A 19,802-nucleotide genomic window follows, 5' to 3' on the forward strand; every position below is an offset into this window, starting at 1 on the left:
AACCGCCATGATAGCCGAACACGGACGTGCCCCGGAGCCCTCGGCGGGCGACAAAACTATTCGCTCTATAAACAGTCTGTAGCTGCGAACGTCACGCATGAAGCGTTTTAGTGGCTTACACTGCGTTTACCTCTCCATTCGTAACAAAGGAATACAGCATGGGCATGCTCAGTGAATTCAAGGCCTTCGCGGTCAAGGGAAATGTCGTCGACATGGCGGTGGGTATCATCATCGGCGCGGCGTTCGGCAAGATCGTTTCGTCCTTCGTCGGTGACGTGATCATGCCCCCCATCGGCCTGCTGATCGGCGGTGTCGACTTCAGCGACCTGGCCATCACGCTCAAGGCTGCCGAAGGCGATGTGCCGGCCGTAATGCTGGCCTACGGCAAATTCATCCAGACCGTGCTCGACTTCATCATCGTCGCCTTCGCCATCTTCATGGGTGTGAAAGTGATCAACCGCCTCAAGCGCGAAGAGGCAGTGGCACCGACCGCTCCGCCGGTGCCCAGCGCCGAGGAAACCCTGCTGACCGAGATTCGCGACCTGCTCAAGGCGCAGAATCGCCAGCCCTGAAGCACAAAACGACTGGGGCCGCTTTGCAGCGGCCCCAGTGACGGCGATCCAAAAGGCGCCATTGTTCCTTACCAGTAGTTCTCCACCGCCACCTGCCCCGGCCGCTTGCTCAGGCTCAGTTGCAAGTCCCGCGCCTTGAGCACCTTGCGCGTCTCGTCGATCATCTCCGGGTTGCCACACAGCATGATCCGTGAATGCTCCGGCGAAAGCGCCAACCCCGCCGCCTTCTCCAGTTCACCGTTCTCGATCAACGTGGTGATCCGCGCATTCAACGCACCCGGATGCTGCTCTCGGGTGACCACCGGAATGAACTGCAGCTTGCCCGCGTACTCCGCCAGGTAGTCGCGCTGTTCCAGCGCGGCGATTTCATCGACATACGCCAGCTCCTTCGCCTCGCGCACCGAATACACCAGCTTGATGTTGTCGAAGCGCTCCCAGGCCTCGAAGTCCTGCAGGATCGACATGAACGGTGCGATGCCGGTGCCAGTGGCCAGCAGCCACAGGTCACGACCGCCAACGAAGCGGTCAAGGGTCAGGTAACCGAAGGCCTGGCGGTCGATCAGCAGGGTGTCGCCTTCGCCGAAGCGGCTCAGCTCACTGGTGAACTCCCCACCGGGCACCACGATGGAAAAGAAGTCGAGATGTTCGTCATGGGGCGCGCTCACCATGGAATAGGCGCGCCAGACGACGCTGCCATCTGCCTTGCTCACGCCCAGCCGGGCGAACTGCCCCGCACGGAAGCGAAAGCCTGCATCGCGGGTGACGCGCAGGGAAAACAGGTTGGGGGTCAGGGGCTGGACGCCGAGCAGGGTCTGGCGGGTGAATTTGTCGGCGCTGGCGGTCATGACGGGCTCCACGAATCAAGTGCGCACAGTGTCGCGCAAAGTAGCGGAGATAAACACCGTCGATTTGTAGGGCATGCCATGGCACCAAGCGCAAACAACTAAGGATGCGTGGCAGCTATAACAAAAAAACCCAGCACACCGTTAGGAGATTTCCTACACTACGGACCGTGCAATGCTGACTTTGGATCCACAGAGACGCAAAGGGAGCTTCATCGATGCCACATTGGAAGAGTGAGCAACTCCAGCAGCTGCTGGAGGAACAGGAACCGCAACTGTTGTTCGGCCAGGCCGTGCAACTGGCCCAGGCACTGGACATGGAGTTCGTCGGCCTGACGCTGCACCTGCATGTGGCTGCTCGTGGTCCCCAGGTGATCCTCTACAACAACTACCCAAGCGCCTGGAATGCGCGCTACCAGGCTGAAGACTTCATCAAGATAGACCCATCAGTATCAAAATGCCACCATACGACGCTGCCACTGGTCTGGAACGACGAACTGTTCCACGAGGTGCCTCAGCTGCGGGAGGCCGCCACTGCCTACGGCATGACCCATGGCTGGAGCCAGTCAGTGCACGACCAGCAGCACAACGAAAGCCAGTTGAGCGTCTCCAGGGCCAAAGGCGCAGTCTCTCGTGACGAACTGTTCGAGAAGAGCGCCCAGGTAATGTGGCTGTGCAACACCTTGCACGCCGCCCTCAGCACGCACCACCTGGCGAAGTACAGCCCACTGCCGCAATTGAGCGAACGCGAGCTTGAAGTGCTCAAGTGGTCCGCCGCCGGCAAGACCGCCGCCGACGTGGCGATGATTCTCTCGCTGTCGACCAGTACCGTGAATTTTCATATCCGCAGTGTGATAAGCAAGACCAACGCCTCCAACAAAGCCGGCGCCATCGCCATCGCCGCCCTGCGAGGCCTGCTCTGACAGCCCGCCCCCCGCACAGACGTAAAGCCCTGTAGAATCACCCGCCGCAAGCCCGCGCACAGCGCGCCGGGCAGGATTCGCAGCAGAGCCCCACGCCATGCCCCTGTTCAACAGCCCCTTCGCCGACCTCGACCTGATCCGCCAGCCGGAGCAAGCCAACGACCCGCTGCTGGCGTTCGATGCCGCCGACCAGTACCTGCTGGAACACATGGCCGCCCAGGCACCAGGCGCAGGCTGCAAGGTGCTGGTGCTCAACGACAGCTTCGGCGCCCTGGCCGCCAGCCTGGCCGGGCACCTGGACGTGACTAGCAGCGGCGACTCGCACCTGGCGCACCTGGCCCTGGAGAAAAACCTGGCGGGTAACGGCAAGCCGTTCGACAGCGTACCCTTCATCCCGGCCAATGAGCCCTTCCAGGGCCCGTTCGACCGCGTGCTGGTGCGCGTGCCCAAGACCCTGGCCCTGCTCGAGGAGCAACTGATCCGCCTGCAGGGCCAATTGGCGCCTGGCGCCCAGGTGATCGCCGGGGCGATGATCAAGTACCTGCCCAGAGCCGCCGGCGACCTTATGGAGAAGTACATCGGCCCGGTGCAGGCGTCGCTGGCGCAGAAGAAAGCGCGCCTGCTGATTGCCACTGTGACGCAACAGCCTCTCGCACATTCCCCCTACCCCAGTCGCTATCGTCTGGAGACGCCGCCCCTGGAGCTGGTCAACCACGCCAACGTGTTCTGCCGCGAAGGCCTGGACATCGGCACTCGTGCCTTCCTGCCGCATCTGCCGCGTGACCTGGGTCGCGCCCGCGTAGCCGATCTTGGCTGTGGCAATGGCGTGCTGGCGATTGCCAGCGCCCTGGCCAATCCGGATGCGCATTTCACCTTGGTCGACGAGTCGTACATGGCGGTGCAGTCGGCGCGGGAGAACTGGCGGGCGGCATTGGGCGAACGCGAAGTGACGATCAAGGCTGCGGACGGCCTGGCGGGGCAGGAGAAACAATCGCTGGACGTGGTGCTGTGCAACCCGCCGTTCCACCAGCAGCAGGTGGTCGGCGACTTCCTCGCCTGGCGCATGTTCCAGCAGGCCCGCGAGGCACTGGAAGTCGGTGGCGCGCTGTACATCGTCGGCAATCGCCACCTGGGCTACCACAGCAAGCTGGCGCGCTTGTTCCGGGGTGTCGAGCAGGTCGCGGCGACGCCGAAGTTCGTGGTGCTCAAGGCCCGGAAATAAAAGCATCGCGGGGCAAGTCGCAGCGGTGCACCGCTGCGACTTGCCCCGCGATCACTCAATGGCTCAGTGAGTACTCAGGCCTGCCGCGCTCATGAACATGCGCATGCCATAAGCCACCACCCCAAGCGCTGCCACGCTCACCCCCCAGATCAGCACCAGCCAACCCAGGCGTTGCCACAGCGGTTTCTTCTCTTCGACATTCATCACCCGACGCTCCTAGTGATAGCCGTCTTCATGGGTCACCTTGCCGCGGAACACGTAGTAGCTCCAATAGGTGTACCCGAGGATGAACGGCAGGATGAACAGCGTGCCCACCAGCATGAAGCCCTGGCTCTGTGGCGGCGCCGCGGCATCCCAGATGCTGATCGACGGCGGGATGATGTTCGGCCACAAGCTGATGCCCAACCCACTGTAGCCAAGGAAGATCAGCACCAGCGTCAGCAGGAACGGGGTGTAGTGGGCGTTACGCGCCACCGCCCGCAGCAACCCGTAGAAGGTCACCAGCACCAGAATCGGCACCGGCATGAACCAGATCAGGTTGGGCATGCTGAACCAGCGCTCGGCGATTTGCGGGTAGGCGATCGGCGTCCACAGGCTGACGATACCGATGACCACCAGCAGCACCAGCGCCAGGGGGCGGGCCATGTCATGCATTTTTTGCTGCAAGGGCCCTTCGGTCTTCATGATCAACCAGGTGCAGCCCAGCAGCGTGTAGGCGACGATCAGGCCCAGGCCCGAAAACACGGTGAACGGGGTCAGCCAATCCAGGGTGCCGCCGGTGAATTTACGGTCGACCACCTTGAAGCCTTCGATGAACGCGCCCAGCGCCACCCCCTGGAAGAAAGTCGCCACCAGTGAGCCCCAGATGAAGGCCTTGTCCCAGATATGACGCCTGTGGGCCCTGGCCTTGAAGCGGAACTCGAACGCCACGCCACGGAAGATCAGGCCCACCAGCATCAGGATCAATGGCAGGTACAGTGCCTCGAGCACCACCGAGTAGGCCAGCGGGAAAGCCCCGAACAGCGCTGCCCCGCCCAGCACCAGCCAGGTCTCGTTGCCGTCCCATACCGGGGCGACCGTGTTCATCATCACATCGCGGTCACGCTCATCCTGGACGAAGGGGAAGAGCATGCCGATGCCCAGGTCGAAACCATCCATTACCACATACATCATGACGCCGAAGATGATGATCACGGCCCAGATCAGCGGAAGATCGATACCCATCTCAGTTCCCCTTGCTCAGGCTGCTGGAGTCGGCCTCATGGCCTTCATCGGCGGCGGACAGCGGCCGCGCCGGCGTGCGTTTCTGGCCAGGGCCACCGGGGGTGTGCTCATCGCCTTCACCAGTCTTGGGCCCTTTGCGCACCAGGCGCATCATGTAGCCCAGACCGGTGCCGAACAACGCGAAGTAGACCACCACGAACATCACCAGGGTGAACCCCAACTGCGCGTAGCTATGGTTGGACACCCCATCGGCGGTGCGCATCAGCCCGTAGACCACCCACGGCTGGCGGCCGATCTCGGTGGTGAACCAGCCGGCGAGGATCGCAATCAACCCCGACGGGCCCATCCACAGGGTCAGGTAGAGGAACGGGCGCGAGCTGTACAGGGTGCCGCGCTTGCGCAGCCACAGGCTCCACAGGCCGACAAAAATCATCAACATGCCCAAACCGACCATGACTCGGAACGACCAGAACACGATGGTCGAGTTGGGTCGGTCCTCAGGTGGGAACTCCTTCATCGCCGGCACTTGCTTGTCCAGGCTGTGGGTCAGGATCAAGCTGCCCAAGGCTGGGATCTCGACCTTGAAGCGCGTGGTTTCGGCCTGCATGTCGGGAATGCCGAACAGGATCAGCGGCGTCGGTTCACCGGGTTTGTTCTCCCAGTGGCCCTCGATGGCGGCGATCTTCACCGGCTGATGCTTGAGCGTGTTCAAGCCATGGAAGTCGCCGATCACGGCCTGGATCGGCGCCACCACCAGGGCCATCCACATGGCCATCGACAGCATCTTGCGCACCGCCGGATTGTCACGCCCGCGCAGCAGGTGCCAGGCTGCCGAGGCGCCGACGAAGAACGCGGTGGCGACGAAGGCCGCGGTGGCCATGTGCATCAGGCGATAGGGGAAGGACGGGTTGAAGATCACCGCGAACCAGTCCACCGGAATCACCTGGCCATTGACGATCTCGTAGCCCTGGGGGGTTTGCATCCAGCTGTTGGAGGCGAGGATCCAGAAGGTCGACACCAGCGTGCCAAGCGCCACCATGCAGGTGGCGAAGAAGTGCAACCCCCGGCCGACACGGTGCCAGCCGAACAGCATGACGCCGAGGAAACCGGCCTCGAGGAAGAATGCCGTGAGCACCTCGTAGGTCAGCAGGGGGCCGGTGATGGAACCGGCAAAATCGGAGAACTGGCTCCAGTTGGTACCGAACTGGTAGGCCATGACCAGGCCCGAGACCACCCCCATGCCGAAGTTCACGGCGAAGATCTTCGACCAGAAGTGATAGAGGTCACGGTAGGTGTTGTCGCCGGTCTTCAGCCAAAGGCCTTCGAGGACCGCCAGGTAGCTCGCCAGGCCAATGGTGATGGCCGGGAACAGGATGTGAAAGGACACGGTAAAGGCAAACTGGATTCGGGCGAGCTCTAGGGCTTCCAATCCGAACATGGTGCTTCCTCTTCAGGTAATCCGGCGACCGGGCTCATGGCCTGTCGCCCACTGCCCCCACGGGTATCGAGTGCGGCGCGTTGGAATTGTTCTGTTCGATCGCGGGGATTCCGGCCCAAGGGCCAAGATCGTTGCATCTGGAACGATTGATCCAGATCAACGACTGAATGGAAGCATAGTCCTGAATGACCCATCCGGATGTGTGGTTGATTGCCGCGTGACCCGTTGCCTCACCCTCTTTTGCGAAGTCGCGATGGTTGATCCACGCGACTTTCAGCAACTATTTGTTACAAACAGATGTTACCCTGCAGGCCCCTCTATCTCGAGGCTGCAGCCCCCCGATGTCCGATTCCGCCCCGCAATTGCTGCGTCATCACCGCCCGTTCCTGGCCTTCTGGCTGGCCCGCGTGTTCACCGCCAGCGGCTTCCAGATGCTCACCGTGGCCATTGGCTGGCACCTCTACCAACTGACCGGGAATGTCCTCGACCTGGGCCTGGTCGGGCTGGTCGAGTTCGCGCCCCGGGTGCTGTTCATGCTGCACACAGGCCACGTCGCCGACCGCTACGACCGACGCAAGGTGGCCGCCCTGTGCCAGACCCTGCAGGCGCTGATCGCCCTGGCGCTGGCCCTGGGCAGCGTCAGCGACAACGTCAGCCGCGAGCTGATATTCATCCTGGCCTTCCTGCTCGGCGCCACCCGTTCGTTCGAGATGCCGGCGACCCAGGCGCTGCTACCCAACGTGGTACCGCCAGGGCTGTTCCCACGGGCCGTGGCGGCGTCGGCATCGGCCACCCAGTCGGCGACCATCGTCGCCCCGGCGGTCGGCGGCTTTCTCTACGCCTTCGGCAGTACCTGGGTGTACGGCCCGACCGTGGCCCTCTACCTCATCGCCTGCCTGCTGACCCTGAGCCTCGACGCGCGCCAGCAACTGCCCCAGCGCGGTCGGGCCAACCTGGAATCGCTGCTGGCCGGGGTGCGCTTCATCCGCAGCCGCCCGGACATCTTCGGCGCCATCTCCCTGGACCTGTTCGCCGTGCTGCTGGGCGGCGCCACCGCGCTGCTGCCAGTGTTCGCCAAGGACATCCTGCTCACCGGCGCCTGGGGCCTGGGCCTGCTGCGCTCGGCGCCGGCGGTGGGCGCGCTGCTGATGTCGCTGTGGCTGGCGCGCTTCCCGGTGGAGCGCAAGGTAGGCCTGATCATGTTCGCCTCGGTCGGCGTGTTCGGCGTGGCGACCATCGCCTTCGGCCTCTCGACCTCGTTCTGGTTCTCCCTGGCGGTGCTGGTGGTGCTCGGCGCGGCGGACATGATCAGCATGGTCATCCGCGGCGCCTTCGTGCAGCTGGAGACGCCAGACGAGATGCGCGGCCGGGTAAGCGCGGTGAACGGGCTGTTCATCGGTGCCTCGAACCAGCTCGGCGAGTTCGAGTCGGGGCTGACCGCGCACTGGTTTGGCACAGTCCCGGCGGTGGTGCTCGGCGGCGTGGGCACGCTGCTGGTGACCGGGGTATGGATGAAGCTGTTCCCGACGTTGACCCATCGCGACCGTATGCATAACGGTTGATCGACCTGCTGGCACCCAGAGATTAGGCAATCTCGCGCGGGAGCAGCATGCTGGTTTGTCCTGCACCGGCCTCTCGCCGGCAAGCCGGCTCCCACACCGACCGTGCCGCCTTCAAGCCAAGCGCCATCCCTGTGGGAGCTGGCTTGCCAGCGATGAGGCCAGTGCAGGAAGACGACACCGTTGCCCGATTGCCTTCCCCAATGGCCATAGGCCCCCGCCATCCTTGCTGGTATGATGCGCGGCTTTTTTCCACCCCGCACAAAACCACGGCACCCGGTACGGTCTGTGCTTTGCTGTTGGGGTCGATACATTCACGGCGCGAGGGCGCCCGGGGAGCAGGCATGCTGGAAAGGCTGTTTCAACTAAAAGCACACAACACCAACGTGCGCACCGAGATTCTCGCGGGCGTCACCACCTTCCTGGCCATGGCCTACATCCTGTTCGTCAACCCGAGCATCCTCGGCGAGACCGGCATGGACAAGGGCGCGCTCTTCGTCGCGACCTGCCTGGCCGCGGCCATCGGCTCGGTGACCATGGGCATCATCGCCAACTACCCGATCGCCCTGGCGCCGGGCATGGGCCTGAACGCCTTCTTCACCTACACCGTGGTCCTGCACATGGGCCATACCTGGCAAGTGGCGCTGGGGGCGGTGTTTCTCTCCGCGGTGCTGTTCTTCCTGCTGTCGATCTTCCGCATCCGCGAATGGATCGTGAACAGCATCCCGCTGCCGCTGCGCTCGGCCATTGCCGCCGGCATCGGCCTGTTTCTGGCGCTGATCGCCCTGCATAACGCCGGCATCGTCGTCGATAACCCAGCCACTCTGGTAGGCCTGGGCGATCTCAGCAAGCCCGCGCCGATCCTCGCCACCCTGGGCTTCTTCCTGATCGTCGCCCTCGAGTCGCTGAAGGTTCGCGGCGCCGTGCTGATCGGTATCCTGGCAGTGACCGTGGCCGCGATCGCGCTGGGCGTCACACCGTTCGGCGGGGTGGTCTCGATGCCGCCGTCGCTGGCCCCGACCTTCCTGCAACTGGACATCGCCGGCGCCCTGGACGTCGGCCTGATCAGCGTGATCTTCGCCTTCCTGTTCGTCGACCTGTTCGACAACTCCGGCACCCTGATCGGCGTGGCCAAGCGCGCCGGCCTGATGGGCAAGGACGGCCACATGCCGAAGATGGGCCGCGCCCTGATCGCCGACAGCACCGCCGCCATGGCCGGTTCGCTGCTGGGCACCTCGACCACCACCAGCTACATCGAGTCGGCGGCGGGCGTGAGTGCGGGCGGGCGCACCGGCCTGACCGCCATCGTGGTCGCCATCCTGTTCCTGCTGGCGCTGTTCTTCGCCCCGCTGGCCGGCAGCGTGCCGGCCTTCGCCACCGCCCCGGCGCTGCTGTTCGTCGCCGTGCTGATGGCTTCGGGCCTGGCCGAGATCAATTGGGACGACGTTACCGAAGCCGCGCCGGTGGTGGTGACCGCCCTGGCCATGCCGCTGACCTACTCGATCGCCAACGGCATCGCCTTCGGCTTTATCGCCTGGACCGCCATCAAGCTGATCTCCGGCCGTCGCCACGACCTGAACCCGGCGCTGGTGATCCTGTCCATTCTGTTCGTCATCAAGCTGGGTTGGTTCCCCGCATGAGTGCTGCCTACGATCCCGCGCAATACGACACGCAACTGGCGGCCAAGGCCGCCCGCCTGCGCGAACTGCTGGCGCCCTTCGACGCGCCGGAGCCGGCCGTGTTCGACTCGCCGCGCGGGCAGTACCGCCTGCGCGCCGAGTTCCGCCTGTGGCGCGAAGGCGGCCAACGCCACTATGCGATGTTCGCCCCGGGCGAGAAGCACAAGGCCATCCTGATCGACGACTTCCCGATCGCCAGCGAGCGCATCAATGCGTTGATGCCGCGTCTGAAAGCCGCCTGGCAGGCCAATGAAGACCTCGACAACCGGCTGTTCCAGGTGGAGTTCCTCACCACCCTGGCCGGTGATGCGATGATCACCCTGTGCTACCACCGCCCGCTGGACGAGGCCTGGGAGGCCGCCGCGCAGCAGTTGGCCGCAGATCTCGGTGTCAGCGTGGTCGGCCGCTCGAAAGGCAAGCGCGTGGTGATCGGCCGCGACTACGCGGTGGAGAAGCTCGACATCGCCGGGCGCGCCTTCAGCTATCGCCAACCCGAAGGCGCCTTCACCCAACCCAACGGCGCGGTGAACCAGAAGATGCTCGGTTGGGCCTTCGAGGCCATGGGCGAACGCCAGGACGACCTGCTCGAGCTGTATTGCGGCAACGGCAACTTCACCTTGCCGCTGGCCACCCGCGCCCGCCAGGTGCTGGCCACCGAGATCAGCAAGACCTCGGTCAACGCCGCCCTGCACAACCTCGACGAGAACGGCGTGGACAACGTGCGCCTGGTGCGTCTGTCGGCCGAAGAGCTGACCCAGGCCCTGAACGAGGTCCGCCCATTCCGCCGCCTGGAAGGCATCGACCTGAAGAGCTACGACTTCGGCACGGTGTTCGTCGACCCGCCGCGTGCCGGCATGGACCCGGACACCTGTGAGCTGACCCGTCGCTTCGAGCGCATCCTGTACATCTCCTGCAACCCGGAAACCCTGGCGCAGAACATCGCCCAGCTGCACGATACCCACCGTATCGAACGCTGCGCGCTGTTCGACCAGTTCCCCTACACCCACCATATGGAAAGCGGGGTGCTGCTGGTTCGGCGCTGACCCGCGACGACGCGGGGCCACCAGGGCCCCGCCGTTCGCTGCAAGGAGTGATGTGCCATTGGACCAGTTGAGCGCCATGCAAACCTTCCGCCGGGTCGTCGACCTCGGCAGCTTCAGCGCCGCCGCCCACCAGGCGGGCGTTTCCCATACCGTGCTGTCGCGCCAGGTGAAGCACCTCGAACGCCATCTCGGCACGCAACTGCTCAACCGCACCACCCGTCGCCTGCAAGTGACCGAAGCCGGCGCGCTGTTCTATCGCCACTGCACGCGGATTCTCGAGCAGATGCAGGCCATGAACCTTGAACTGTCCGAGCATCAACAACAGCCCAGCGGCACGCTGCGCCTGGGTGTGGCCACTGCCTTTGGCGAGCTGGAACTGGGACACTGGCTGCCGGAATTCGTCGGACGTCACGAGCGATTGCAGGTGGAACTGCATTGCAGCGACCGCTTCATCGACCTGCTGGAAGAAGACATCGATGTCTGCCTGAGGGTCACCGACCACCTGCCCGACTCCAGCCTGGTGGCCCGCAGGCTGGCGGACAGCGAAGTGGTGCTGGTGGCCGCGCCCGATTACCTGGAGCGCCACGGCACGCCGACCACGCCCGACGCCCTGGCTGCCCACCCATTGCTCGGCTACAGCCGCTTGCCGCACCCGCAGCGCCTGCAACTGACCGGCCCCGCCGGCGAGCGCCGGGAACTGCTGATGCCCCAGCGCCTGAGCGCCAATTCGCCGATGGCCCTGCGCGCGGCAGCGATCGGCGGGTTGGGTATTGCCAGCTTCGACCGCTTCATTGCCCACGATGCCTTGCGCGACGGGCGCCTGGTGCCGGTGCTGGCGGACTGGTCGCTGCCCTCGCGCACCTTGTACGCGGTCTATCCGCAGAGCCGCTATGTGGCGCCCAAGGTACGGGCACTCCTCGACTACGTGCAGGCGTACTACGCAGAGCCTCGATGGCAAAATTGATTTGTGCTTAGAACGCACAAGACATGGTAAATTCAAGATGTATTTGTGCGCATATTGATTGTTTAACCTTCGTCCATTGTCACTTGGCGAAGGAGCCTCCCCATGAAAGCACTGCACACCCTGTTCGCCGGCCTTTCCCTGGCCGCGATTGCCATCACCGCCAGCGCCGCTGGCGACACCCTGAGCTCGGTCCCTGACAGCACCTCGCTGAAATGGCAGCAGGTGCCCGGCACCCAAGGCGCTGTCAGCTACGCCAATGTCGAAGGCGACCTCTTCGGCAAGGGGCCGTATTCGGCCTACGTGAAGTTCCGCAAAGGCACCGACAATGGACTGCATACTCACAGCCAGCCCCTGCCGACCGTGGTGTTGAGCGGAACCTTCTATGCGGTGATCGATGGCAAGCGGGTGGAGTACCCGGCAGGCGCCTACTACAAGCTGCCCGCCAACCTCGTGCATGAAAGTGGTTGCACCGCGGCTGCGGATTGCCTGCTGTTCCAGTACCAGGCCAATGCCTTCGACCTGAACCCAGTCAAAGGCTGAGCCTGGGCAACGGGCTCACTCGCTGACCTGGAACTGCACCCGCGCCGTTTCACCGCTTTCATCCAAAGCACTCAACTCGATGCTCCCGGCCTGCTCGAACCTTACCGGCAAGCTGTCCTGCCCTTGGGTCTCGCCCATGGGCTGTCCATTGAGGAACCACCAGCGCCGCCCTGCCCCGCCCAATGCCGACACCCGCAACTGCAACGGCTCGTGGCTGGTGGCCGGGCGGCGCAGGTTGTCGCCACTGCGCACACCGACGATCGACAGCGGTGGCGCGCTGCTCACCACCTGCGGTGGACAGGCGGGGTCAACGGCCGGCAGCCGCGCCGCTCGACGTTCGACCCGGGGCAACCACGGCTCGAGCGGGGCCGGCCACAGCGCGACGTCATGGGCCTTGGCACCGGGACAGGAGGCATCGACACGCAAGCCGCGCTCGTTGAGCCACACCGTTTCGCGCAAACCCAGCCCCAGCGGCTGGTCGGCAGCCTGCAAGGTCGGTGGCGTGGTGGCGTCTAGGGTCCAGGCGAAACGTTGCCGACGGCAGTTCGGGTCCTGACGGTTCATTGGCTGGCCCAGCGGCCAACAGATCGCGGCGACACCGACCGAATCGGGCACCGGCTCGACCGGCACTTCGATGCCTCGTTGGCTGTCGCGGTTGCTTAGCAGGTCATGCACCTGCAGCATCAATGGCGCCGCCGAGGCCAGGCCAAACTGGCCCGGCACCGGGGTGCCGTCGGGTCGGCCGATCCACACACCAATCAGGTAGCGCGGGCCGACGCCCACCGACCAGGCATCGCGAAAGCCGTAGCTGGTGCCGGTTTTCCAGGCCAATTGCGGGCGCTGCACCAATTCAGCGTGGGGGTCACGGTCCGGCCGGGCCAGGCCGCTGAGAATGCGCCGGGTGATCCAGGCCGAACCCGGCGACAGCAAGCGGCGTTCCACCAGCGGGTCCTGCGGTTGCAGGCGTACCTGCGCGCTCAACCCTCCACGGGCCAGCGCGGCATAGCCACCGACCAGGTCCTCCAGGCGACTGCCTGCGCCACCGAGGATCAGCGACAGGTTCGGCTCGGCCAGCGGCGGCAGCACCAGCGGCATCCCCCCCATGCGCATCTGCGCGGCGAAGCGTTTCGGGCCGTAGGCCTCGAGCAGTTGCACCGCCGGCAGGTTGAGCGACAGCGCCAGCGCCGAACTGGCCGACACCGGGCCACTGAAACCCATGGAGAAGTTGCCGGGGCGGTAGTCGCCGTAGCGTCGTGGCACATCCTGCAACAGCGATTCGGAGTGGATCAGGCCGTCGTCCATGGCCATGGCGTAGAGGAACGGCTTGAGGGTCGAACCGGGCGAACGCAGGGCGTGGATCATGTCCACGTGACCGAAGCGGCGCTCATCGTTCAAGTCGATGGAGCCGAGATACGCGCGCACGGCCATGCTCTGGGTCTCGACCACCAGCAACGCCGCCGAGGTGCGCTCGGGCAGGCGGGCACGCCAGCCCATCAGCAAGTCTTCGAGGCGGCGCTGCAAGGCGGCATCCAGGGTGGTACGGATCAGTGGCGGGCTGTTCGGTGTATTCAGGCGCCGGGCCAGCAGCGGCGCCAGCGCCGGCTCCTGGCGTGGCGCCAGCAACAGCGGCTCTTCACGCGCCTCATCGATGCGCTGGGCTGGCCATACCTGGTACTCGGCCAGGCGCTGCAGCACCTTGTCCCGGGCGCGCTGGGCGCGTTCAGGGTGGCGGTCCGGACGCAGCCGGCTCGGCGCCTGGGGCAGCACGGCGAGCAACGCGGCTTCGGCCGGCGTGAGGTGTTTCGGCGACTTGCCCAGGTACGCCCAACTGGCCGCTGCCACGCCCTGCAAGGTGCCGCCGAACGGTGCCCGGTTGAGGTACAGCTGCAAGATCTCGTCCTTGGACAGGTACCATTCCAGCTGCGCCGTGCGCCATAACTGACGCAGCTTGCCGGGCAGGGTGCGGTCGTGCGGGTCGAGCAGGCGCGCCACCTGCATCGACAGCGTGCTGCCACCAGACACCACCCGCCCGCCACGCAGGTTGAGCCAGGCAGCCCGGGCCAGGGCCATGGGGTTGACGCCGGGGTGATGATAGAACCAGCGGTCCTCGTAGGCGAGCAGGGCTTCAAGGTACAGCGGCGAGACTTCCTGCGGGATGACCGGATAGCGCCACACGCCGTCGGCGTCGGCGAAGCGCCACAGCGGTGTGCCGTCCTCGGCCAACACCACCCGCGCCAGGTCGTCGCCTGGCATGGGCAATGGCCAGATACGGTCGGCCAACCACAGCAGGGCCATGCCCAGCAGCACGCTGACGGCGACACGCCGCAGCAGCCTGGTCAGGCGCGGGCGCGCTAAGCTTGGCATCGGGAACCGACCGGGCCAGGTGATGGCCAAAGGCTGGGAATCGCCGATTCGTTGATCAGGAAGCGACTATGCATGTAGAAGGTTTTTTCGAATGGCTGGGCCAGGCACTGGGTTCGGTGATCCGGTTCATCGTCGACGGCTTGAGCGGGTTGTTCAACCTGCTGGCCAACGCCGGTGGCAATTTCATCGATGGCCTGGCGCGCACGCTGGGAATGGACACCTCGCTGGTGAGCATCCTGGCGCTTATCGTCGGCCTGATGTTGCTGTACTCGGCGGTCCGCGCATTCATGCGCGCATCGATCATCCTCGGGATCATCTGGGCGTTGCTGGGGCTGTGGGTGTTGAGCTGGGTGGTGCATTGAAAGCAGCTGCAAGCTTGGAGCTACAAGCGACAAATTGAAAGCAGCCTGCGTCGACTGCTGTCTCTTGTAGCTTGCAGCTCAAAGCTTGAGGGTCAGCGAGCTCTTACAATCATCTCGCCCTGGCTATCACCAATCGCCTGCAAGTTGGGCCGGTACATCGACTCCACCTGCGGTGGCGGAATGCGGTAGCTGCCCGGCGTCACCGCACGGGCCAGGTACAGCAGGTGGGTGGTGCCGTAGCTGTCGAGCTTGAGCGCGGCCACGTAGCGGTCGTCGCGATACTCCTGGTGCACCACGCTGGCGTTCTGCATCGACTCGCGCCACTGCTTCACCGCGCTACTGGCGTTGTCCAGGCTGGCGGCGCTCTGCGCCAAGTTCTGGTTCTCCAGCTCCAGGCCTGCTGGCAGCAGGTCTACCACCAGGGCGTCGGGCACCTGGTCCTGGGCCTTGAGCGCCAGGTGCACCAGCACCAGGTCACCGCTGCGCAGGTTGCGCACATCCAGCGTCTGGCCATTCATGCCCAGGTACTCACGGCGGATTTCCATGCCATTGCCGCTGGCGGCCGGAGCCTGGCGTGGGTAGCCGGACAGGGTCAGCTGCTGGTACAGGGTCTCGCCACCCTGGTTCTGCACGGTCAATGGCGAGGCCAGCAGCGGGCCCTCGAGCTTCATCCCCGAGTCATTGTTGTCGAACTCGCGGACTTCACCGGCGCTGTCCAGGCGGGCCTTCCAGTTGCCTTCCGGCTTGCCCAGCAGGCCACGCCCGGCGAGGAACAGCGCGTTGCGCTCCTGGGTGGAGAGCCAACGGTTGGCGGCCAGCTCGTCGGACAGGCCGAACAGGCGCTGATCGACCTGATTGGCGGCCAGGTTGTTCTCCTGCAGCAGGGCCAGGATCAACGCCTGGTCACGCAGGGCGCTGCCGTAGTCGGCCAGCCAGCCTTTGCCGCGGGTGACCGCCAGGCCCGCCTGCAGCGCCTGCTGCGAACGCTGCTTGTCGCCCATCTTGTCCAGCGCCACCGCCAGTTGCACCAATGGCAAACCGGAGCGGGCGTCAGTGCGGCGCTCGAACAGGCTGCGCAAGGCGCCCAGCGGCGCTTGCTGGCTGCGCGCCAGCACCAGGCCAGCGTAGGCCTGCACGGCGAAGCGGGTGTGGTCGGCGTTCTGGCTGTAGTCGACTTCGATCAGGTTGCGCTCCTGCACATAGCGCAGCAGGCGCTCGCTGGCTTTCTTCAGCGCCTCGGCCGGTACGCCGTAGCCTTGCTCGCGGGCGCGCAGCAGGAAGTCGGTGACGTAGGCGGTCAGCCAGTACTCCTCCTCGCTGTCCGAGCTCCACAGGCCGAAGCTGCCGTTGTAGCGCTGCATGCCCAGCAGGTGCTCGATGCCCATCTCGATCTTGCGCTTGCGCACATCGGCCGGCTCACCCTTGATGCCCAGGCGCTTGAGGCTGTCGGCATCGGCATACAGCGACGGGTACAGGCCACTGGTGGTCTGCTCCAGGCAGCCGTAGGGGTAGGCTTCCAGGGCGCGGATCTGCTCGGCAAGGTTCAGCGGTGGGCGGCTCGACAACGCCAGGCTGGCCTCCAGGCCCGCAGGCTCGAACTCGGTCAGGTCGCTGTCGGGCAGGCTCCAGGGCTGGTCCTTGAGGGCCACGCGGTAGTGCTTGAGCATCGCCGGGTAGGCCGGGCGAATACCCAGGGTCCATTCACGCTCGAAGGTACTGGCCGGCTCACCCGGCAGCTGCAGGCCGTTGACCTGCACGCGAACCTTGCCCTGGCCCAAGCCACCCTGGGCCTGCACCGGGATCATCAGGGTGGTGCGCTGACCTTCGGCGAGGCTGAAGTTCTGCTGCGCGCCACCGACCAGGCTCAGTTGACCTTCGCTGGACACCTGCACGCTCAGTTGCTGGTCACGGCCGGAGAGGTTGGCCAGGTCCAGCGCCAGGCGGGTCTGGTCGCCACCGGCGAGGAAGCGCGGCGCGGACAGTTCGGCGATCAGCGGCGCGGCGACCACGGTCTTGCCTTCAGCCATGCCGAAGTGTTCCTCGGTCCAGGCCTGGGCCATCAGGCGCAGCTCACCGTTGAAATCGGGAATATCGACGCTGGCCTGGCCCTCGCCTTTTTCATCGAGGGTGACCGGCAGGCTCTGCTGGGCAACGATGGTCACCGTGGTGTTCGGGCGCTTGCCGCCCTTGGCCATGGCGGCGTCACCGCCGAAGGCCAGGCTGGCCAGGCGGCCCTGGCCGGCTTCGATCAACTGGCCATAGATGTCCAGCTGGTCGGCGCCGTAGGCCTTGCGGCCGAACAGGCTGGCGAACGGATCGGGGGTCTTGAAGTCGGTGATGTTGAGGATGCCCACGTCCACCGCCGACAACAACACATGCACCTGCTTGGGCACGCTGCCATCGGCGTTGACCGCCTTGACCTTGACGGTCAGCGGTTGCTTGGGCCGCATTTTCTCCGGTGCCTGCAGCGATACGGCCAGCTTACGCTCGGCGCGGTCCAGCGGCAGGTGCAGCACGCCCACGGCACGTTTCGGCGTGGCATTGGCCTTGCGCTCGCCCGGGCGGATCACCAGGGCGCTGATGTACAGGTCGTGGCGCGCCCACTTCTTGTCCAGTTCGACATCGAAGGTCTTGCCCTCGGCCGGCACCTCGATTTCCTGCCACCACAGCGGGCCGTCGGCGGACTCGATCATCAGGTAGCCGCTGCCGGCGGCCGGCGGGGTGACGGTGACCTTGGCGGTGCCGCCTTCCTTGTAGGCAGGCTTGTCCAGGGCGATCTTCACCTGGTCGGGGCGCACGGCACCGCCCTCGGCGTTGTCCTGGGCGCGGTAGCCGGCCCAGAAGCGGGCGCTGGAGACCAGGCCGGTCTGCGGGTCTTCCACCTCGACGCGGTACGGGCCCCACTCCACCTGGAAGTTCAGCTTGGCGGTGGAACCTGCCTTCACGCTGACGGTTTCTTCAGCCTGGGTGAGGAACTTCTCGTTGTAGTTGTAGCTCCAGCCATCACTCTGCGAGTAGTTCCAGTAGTAGTCGCGGCGCTCGCGGATCAGTCGTACCTTCAGGTTGTCGGCGGCCAGTTTCTTGCCGTCGCGATCAGCCACCAGGAACTCGAACTCCACCGGGCCGTCGCCGTCGGTTTCTTCGCCGTCGAACAGGCCGCGCAGGCCCGGCAGGCGCTCGGCTGGCCAGATCGGCTGCTCCAGGCGCCGGGTGATCGGCCGACCACCGGACTCCTGCAGGCTGGCCTGCACGGTCAGTTGCAGCGGCGAGCGGGCTTCAGCCCAGCGACTTTCGATGTCGATGCGGGCCTTGCCGTTCTGGTCGAGGGTGACTTCGTCCAGCTCCAGGTCCTGGTTCAGTTCGGTCTCGGTGACCGCGCCGAACTGATAGCCCGGCAGCGCCTTCACCGCTTCACGCAACGGGCGCACGTAGGCCTGGCCACTGAGGCGGTTGCCGGCGGCGGGCGCACCATAGAGATAGCGACCATTGACCTGGATCGTGGCGGTTTGGTCCGGCGCCAGCGGCGCGGCACTGCCTTTGAGCTCCAGCGCCAGGCGCTCGGGGAGGAAGTCCTCGACAAGGAATTCGTAGACCTGCTTGCGTCCACCGCCCATGTCGAGCAGCAACTGCCAGCGGCCGGTCGGCGCTTCGCTGGCCAGTTGCAGCTGGTACTGGAACAGGCCGTTCTGGTCGGCCTCCCAGACGAACTTGCGGCTGACCTGCTCATCGGGGCGGCGTACTTCCACGTTCACCGGCTGGGCCTTGACCGGCTTGCCGTCCTGGTCGCGCAGCAGGCCGTTGAGCAGCACGGTCTCGCCTGGTCGGTACAGGTCGCGCGGGCCAAAGATGAAGAACTGCAGCGGGTTGGCCTGGGGGCCGGCGATGTCGAACTCGGCCAAGTCCAGCGCCGCGGTGTTAAGGCGCAGCAGGGTGGTGTGCACCCCTTGGGTGGCGATCAGCGTATCGGCCTTGGCGGTGATCGGCAGCTGGGCATGGCCGTCGCCGTCGGTCTTGGCCTGGGCCAGCAGCTTGCCCTTGTCGTCGTGCAGCTCGAGGGTGACGTCCTTGAGCGCCTTGCCGCCCTCCAGGGCCTGGGTGAACACGTCCAGGCGGTCGCGATAGCGGTGCGCCGAGACACCGATGTCACTAAGAGTGAACAGAGTCGCCGGCTGCGAGTAGTCATAGGTGCCCGAGGCACGCATCACCGCCAGGTACACGCCTGGCTCCTGCAGCGGCTTGATCCCGGCGATCGGCAACAGCACGGTTTCGCGGGTATTGCGCGCCGGGTTGAGGTCGAAACGGCCGCTGTAGACCAGCTCGGCCATCTCCAGGGTTTCCTTGGACTGGTAGTAGTAAAGGCTGCTGTTGCGCCCCCAGTTGACCAGGAAGCTCGAGAGCATGTCCGGCTTGATGCGGAAGAACTCGACATCGACCTTGTCGACGTTCAGGGCAATCACCGGCAGGCCTTCGGCCAGGCGCGTGGGCAGCAGCGAACCGCGGCTGGCGAAGCCCACCGTGGCCTGCATGTCGCGGGTCTCGAAGCGGCTGACCGATTCGGCCTGCAGCTGGTTGCCGTTGACCGAGAGCAGACCCTTGTCGATGGTCAGGACCATCTTGCGCTGCGGCTCCAGGTGGCGCAGGCGCAGTTCCATCTGGTTGTCCGAGAGTTCCCAGGCGTCGTCGACCTTGCCCTTGACGGTATCGACCAGGTGCAGCTTGCCGGCAAAGTCCTGGTTGGCGTCCAGTGGCGCGGAGACGCTGACCGACAGGGTACTGGCGCCGTCGAGCTGCACTTCCGAGACGTCCAGCACGGTCAGCTCGCGGCCGGCGTAGCGCTTGGCGAGCACCGCCGGATCTTCGCGCTTGGCCGTCCTGGTTTCGACGGGCGCGACGGCAGTGGCGGCATCGGCAGGCACCGAAGGCTTGTCCGGGGTGGAGGAATCACAGGCACTGAGCAGGGCCAGCGCGCAGGCCAGCAACAATCCTTTGTTGAGCATTTGAGAGAGAACTCTTCGGCAGCGTGTACATGAGGGGGGCAACTATAGCGCAACGGCTCGAAGCTTACCTGGC

The 19,802-nt window shown here is 65.2% G+C and carries 15 protein-coding genes; 9 read left to right on the forward strand and 6 right to left on the reverse strand.

Annotated elements, in window-relative coordinates:
* Positions 1-158 precede the first annotated feature (158 nt).
* Positions 159-572: a large-conductance mechanosensitive channel protein MscL gene (mscL, locus tag ACVWY1_RS19765; RefSeq protein WP_046857209.1), complete on the forward strand. Its 414-nt coding sequence runs from the start codon at positions 159-161 to the stop codon at positions 570-572.
* A 68-nt stretch (positions 573-640) separates the two neighbouring features.
* Here mscL and ACVWY1_RS19770 read toward each other — a convergent pair whose 3' ends face one another.
* Positions 641-1,417: a ferredoxin--NADP reductase gene (locus ACVWY1_RS19770; protein WP_102684548.1), complete on the reverse strand. Its 777-nt coding sequence runs from the start codon at positions 1,415-1,417 to the stop codon at positions 641-643.
* A 215-nt stretch (positions 1,418-1,632) separates the two neighbouring features.
* Between ACVWY1_RS19770 and ACVWY1_RS19775 the strand changes: the two genes are divergently transcribed.
* On the forward strand, positions 1,633-2,337 hold the full coding sequence (locus tag ACVWY1_RS19775; protein WP_277502767.1) for an autoinducer binding domain-containing protein: 705 nt from the start codon (positions 1,633-1,635) through the stop codon (positions 2,335-2,337).
* A 97-nt stretch (positions 2,338-2,434) separates the two neighbouring features.
* A complete protein-coding gene (locus ACVWY1_RS19780; protein ID WP_277502765.1) occupies positions 2,435-3,559 on the forward strand; it encodes a methyltransferase in 1,125 nt (374 codons plus the stop codon).
* Positions 3,560-3,622: 63 nt separating this feature from the next.
* Here ACVWY1_RS19780 and ACVWY1_RS19785 read toward each other — a convergent pair whose 3' ends face one another.
* Genes ACVWY1_RS19785 through ACVWY1_RS19795 form a run of 3 tightly spaced genes read right to left on the reverse strand, consistent with a single transcriptional unit; the run spans position 3,623 to position 6,221 of the window.
* Entirely contained in the window at positions 3,623-3,763 is a 141-nt protein-coding gene (locus ACVWY1_RS19785; protein WP_102684551.1) for a DUF2474 domain-containing protein, read from the reverse strand.
* A gap of 12 nt (positions 3,764-3,775) precedes the next feature.
* On the reverse strand, positions 3,776-4,783 hold the full coding sequence (cydB, locus tag ACVWY1_RS19790; protein ID WP_102684552.1) for a cytochrome d ubiquinol oxidase subunit II: 1,008 nt from the start codon (positions 4,781-4,783) through the stop codon (positions 3,776-3,778).
* Position 4,784: 1 nt separating this feature from the next.
* The gene (locus ACVWY1_RS19795; protein WP_110704083.1) at positions 4,785-6,221 is read right to left on the reverse strand and encodes a cytochrome ubiquinol oxidase subunit I; all 1,437 of its coding nucleotides are present in this window, start codon (positions 6,219-6,221) and stop codon (positions 4,785-4,787) included.
* Positions 6,222-6,562: 341 nt separating this feature from the next.
* Between ACVWY1_RS19795 and ACVWY1_RS19800 the strand changes: the two genes are divergently transcribed.
* The 5 genes from ACVWY1_RS19800 (at position 6,563) to ACVWY1_RS19820 (ending at position 12,006) form a co-directional block, all read left to right on the forward strand.
* Complete coding sequence (locus ACVWY1_RS19800; RefSeq protein ID WP_102684554.1) at positions 6,563-7,783, forward strand: MFS transporter; 1,221 nt, start codon at positions 6,563-6,565, stop codon at positions 7,781-7,783.
* A gap of 341 nt (positions 7,784-8,124) precedes the next feature.
* Positions 8,125-9,420 carry an NCS2 family permease gene (locus tag ACVWY1_RS19805; protein WP_038707321.1) on the forward strand — a complete coding sequence of 432 codons (1,296 nt, stop codon included), beginning with the start codon at positions 8,125-8,127 and terminating at the stop codon, positions 9,418-9,420.
* Entirely contained in the window at positions 9,417-10,502 is a 1,086-nt protein-coding gene (trmA, locus tag ACVWY1_RS19810; protein ID WP_277502757.1) for a tRNA (uridine(54)-C5)-methyltransferase TrmA, read from the forward strand. The genes ACVWY1_RS19805 and trmA overlap by 4 nt, the downstream gene beginning before the upstream one ends.
* Positions 10,503-10,560: 58 nt before the next feature.
* Positions 10,561-11,466 (forward strand): LysR family transcriptional regulator, encoded by a 906-nt coding sequence (locus ACVWY1_RS19815; RefSeq protein WP_277502756.1) that lies wholly within the window; start codon positions 10,561-10,563, stop codon positions 11,464-11,466.
* Positions 11,467-11,568: 102 nt separating this feature from the next.
* On the forward strand, positions 11,569-12,006 hold the full coding sequence (locus tag ACVWY1_RS19820) for a cupin domain-containing protein (protein WP_277502754.1): 438 nt from the start codon (positions 11,569-11,571) through the stop codon (positions 12,004-12,006).
* A gap of 15 nt (positions 12,007-12,021) precedes the next feature.
* Here the strand turns inward: ACVWY1_RS19820 and pbpC are convergent, their stop codons facing one another.
* The gene (pbpC, locus tag ACVWY1_RS19825) at positions 12,022-14,370 is read right to left on the reverse strand and encodes a peptidoglycan glycosyltransferase PbpC (protein WP_277502752.1); all 2,349 of its coding nucleotides are present in this window, start codon (positions 14,368-14,370) and stop codon (positions 12,022-12,024) included.
* A 68-nt stretch (positions 14,371-14,438) separates the two neighbouring features.
* Between pbpC and ACVWY1_RS19830 the strand changes: the two genes are divergently transcribed.
* On the forward strand, positions 14,439-14,732 hold the full coding sequence (locus ACVWY1_RS19830; protein ID WP_023631497.1) for a hypothetical protein: 294 nt from the start codon (positions 14,439-14,441) through the stop codon (positions 14,730-14,732).
* 92 nt (positions 14,733-14,824) lie between these two features.
* Here the strand turns inward: ACVWY1_RS19830 and ACVWY1_RS19835 are convergent, their stop codons facing one another.
* Entirely contained in the window at positions 14,825-19,729 is a 4,905-nt protein-coding gene (locus ACVWY1_RS19835) for an alpha-2-macroglobulin family protein (protein WP_277502748.1), read from the reverse strand.
* Positions 19,730-19,802: the final 73 nt, after the last annotated feature.

The sequence above is a fragment of the Pseudomonas sp. TE6288 genome, from assembly GCF_054062095.1.

Coding starts and splice junctions, on each gene's coding strand:
- mscL (WP_046857209.1), top strand. CDS start 159: ATGGGCATGCTCAGTGAATTCAAGGCCTTCGCGGTCAAGGGAAATGTC.
- ACVWY1_RS19770 (WP_102684548.1), bottom strand. CDS start 1,417: ATGACCGCCAGCGCCGACAAATTCACCCGCCAGACCCTGCTCGGCGTC.
- ACVWY1_RS19775 (WP_277502767.1), top strand. CDS start 1,633: ATGCCACATTGGAAGAGTGAGCAACTCCAGCAGCTGCTGGAGGAACAG.
- ACVWY1_RS19780 (WP_277502765.1), top strand. CDS start 2,435: ATGCCCCTGTTCAACAGCCCCTTCGCCGACCTCGACCTGATCCGCCAG.
- ACVWY1_RS19785 (WP_102684551.1), bottom strand. CDS start 3,763: ATGAATGTCGAAGAGAAGAAACCGCTGTGGCAACGCCTGGGTTGGCTG.
- cydB (WP_102684552.1), bottom strand. CDS start 4,783: ATGGGTATCGATCTTCCGCTGATCTGGGCCGTGATCATCATCTTCGGC.
- ACVWY1_RS19795 (WP_110704083.1), bottom strand. CDS start 6,221: ATGTTCGGATTGGAAGCCCTAGAGCTCGCCCGAATCCAGTTTGCCTTT.
- ACVWY1_RS19800 (WP_102684554.1), top strand. CDS start 6,563: ATGTCCGATTCCGCCCCGCAATTGCTGCGTCATCACCGCCCGTTCCTG.
- ACVWY1_RS19805 (WP_038707321.1), top strand. CDS start 8,125: ATGCTGGAAAGGCTGTTTCAACTAAAAGCACACAACACCAACGTGCGC.
- trmA (WP_277502757.1), top strand. CDS start 9,417: ATGAGTGCTGCCTACGATCCCGCGCAATACGACACGCAACTGGCGGCC.
- ACVWY1_RS19820 (WP_277502754.1), top strand. CDS start 11,569: ATGAAAGCACTGCACACCCTGTTCGCCGGCCTTTCCCTGGCCGCGATT.
- pbpC (WP_277502752.1), bottom strand. CDS start 14,370: ATGCCAAGCTTAGCGCGCCCGCGCCTGACCAGGCTGCTGCGGCGTGTC.
- ACVWY1_RS19830 (WP_023631497.1), top strand. CDS start 14,439: ATGCATGTAGAAGGTTTTTTCGAATGGCTGGGCCAGGCACTGGGTTCG.
- ACVWY1_RS19835 (WP_277502748.1), bottom strand. CDS start 19,729: ATGCTCAACAAAGGATTGTTGCTGGCCTGCGCGCTGGCCCTGCTCAGT.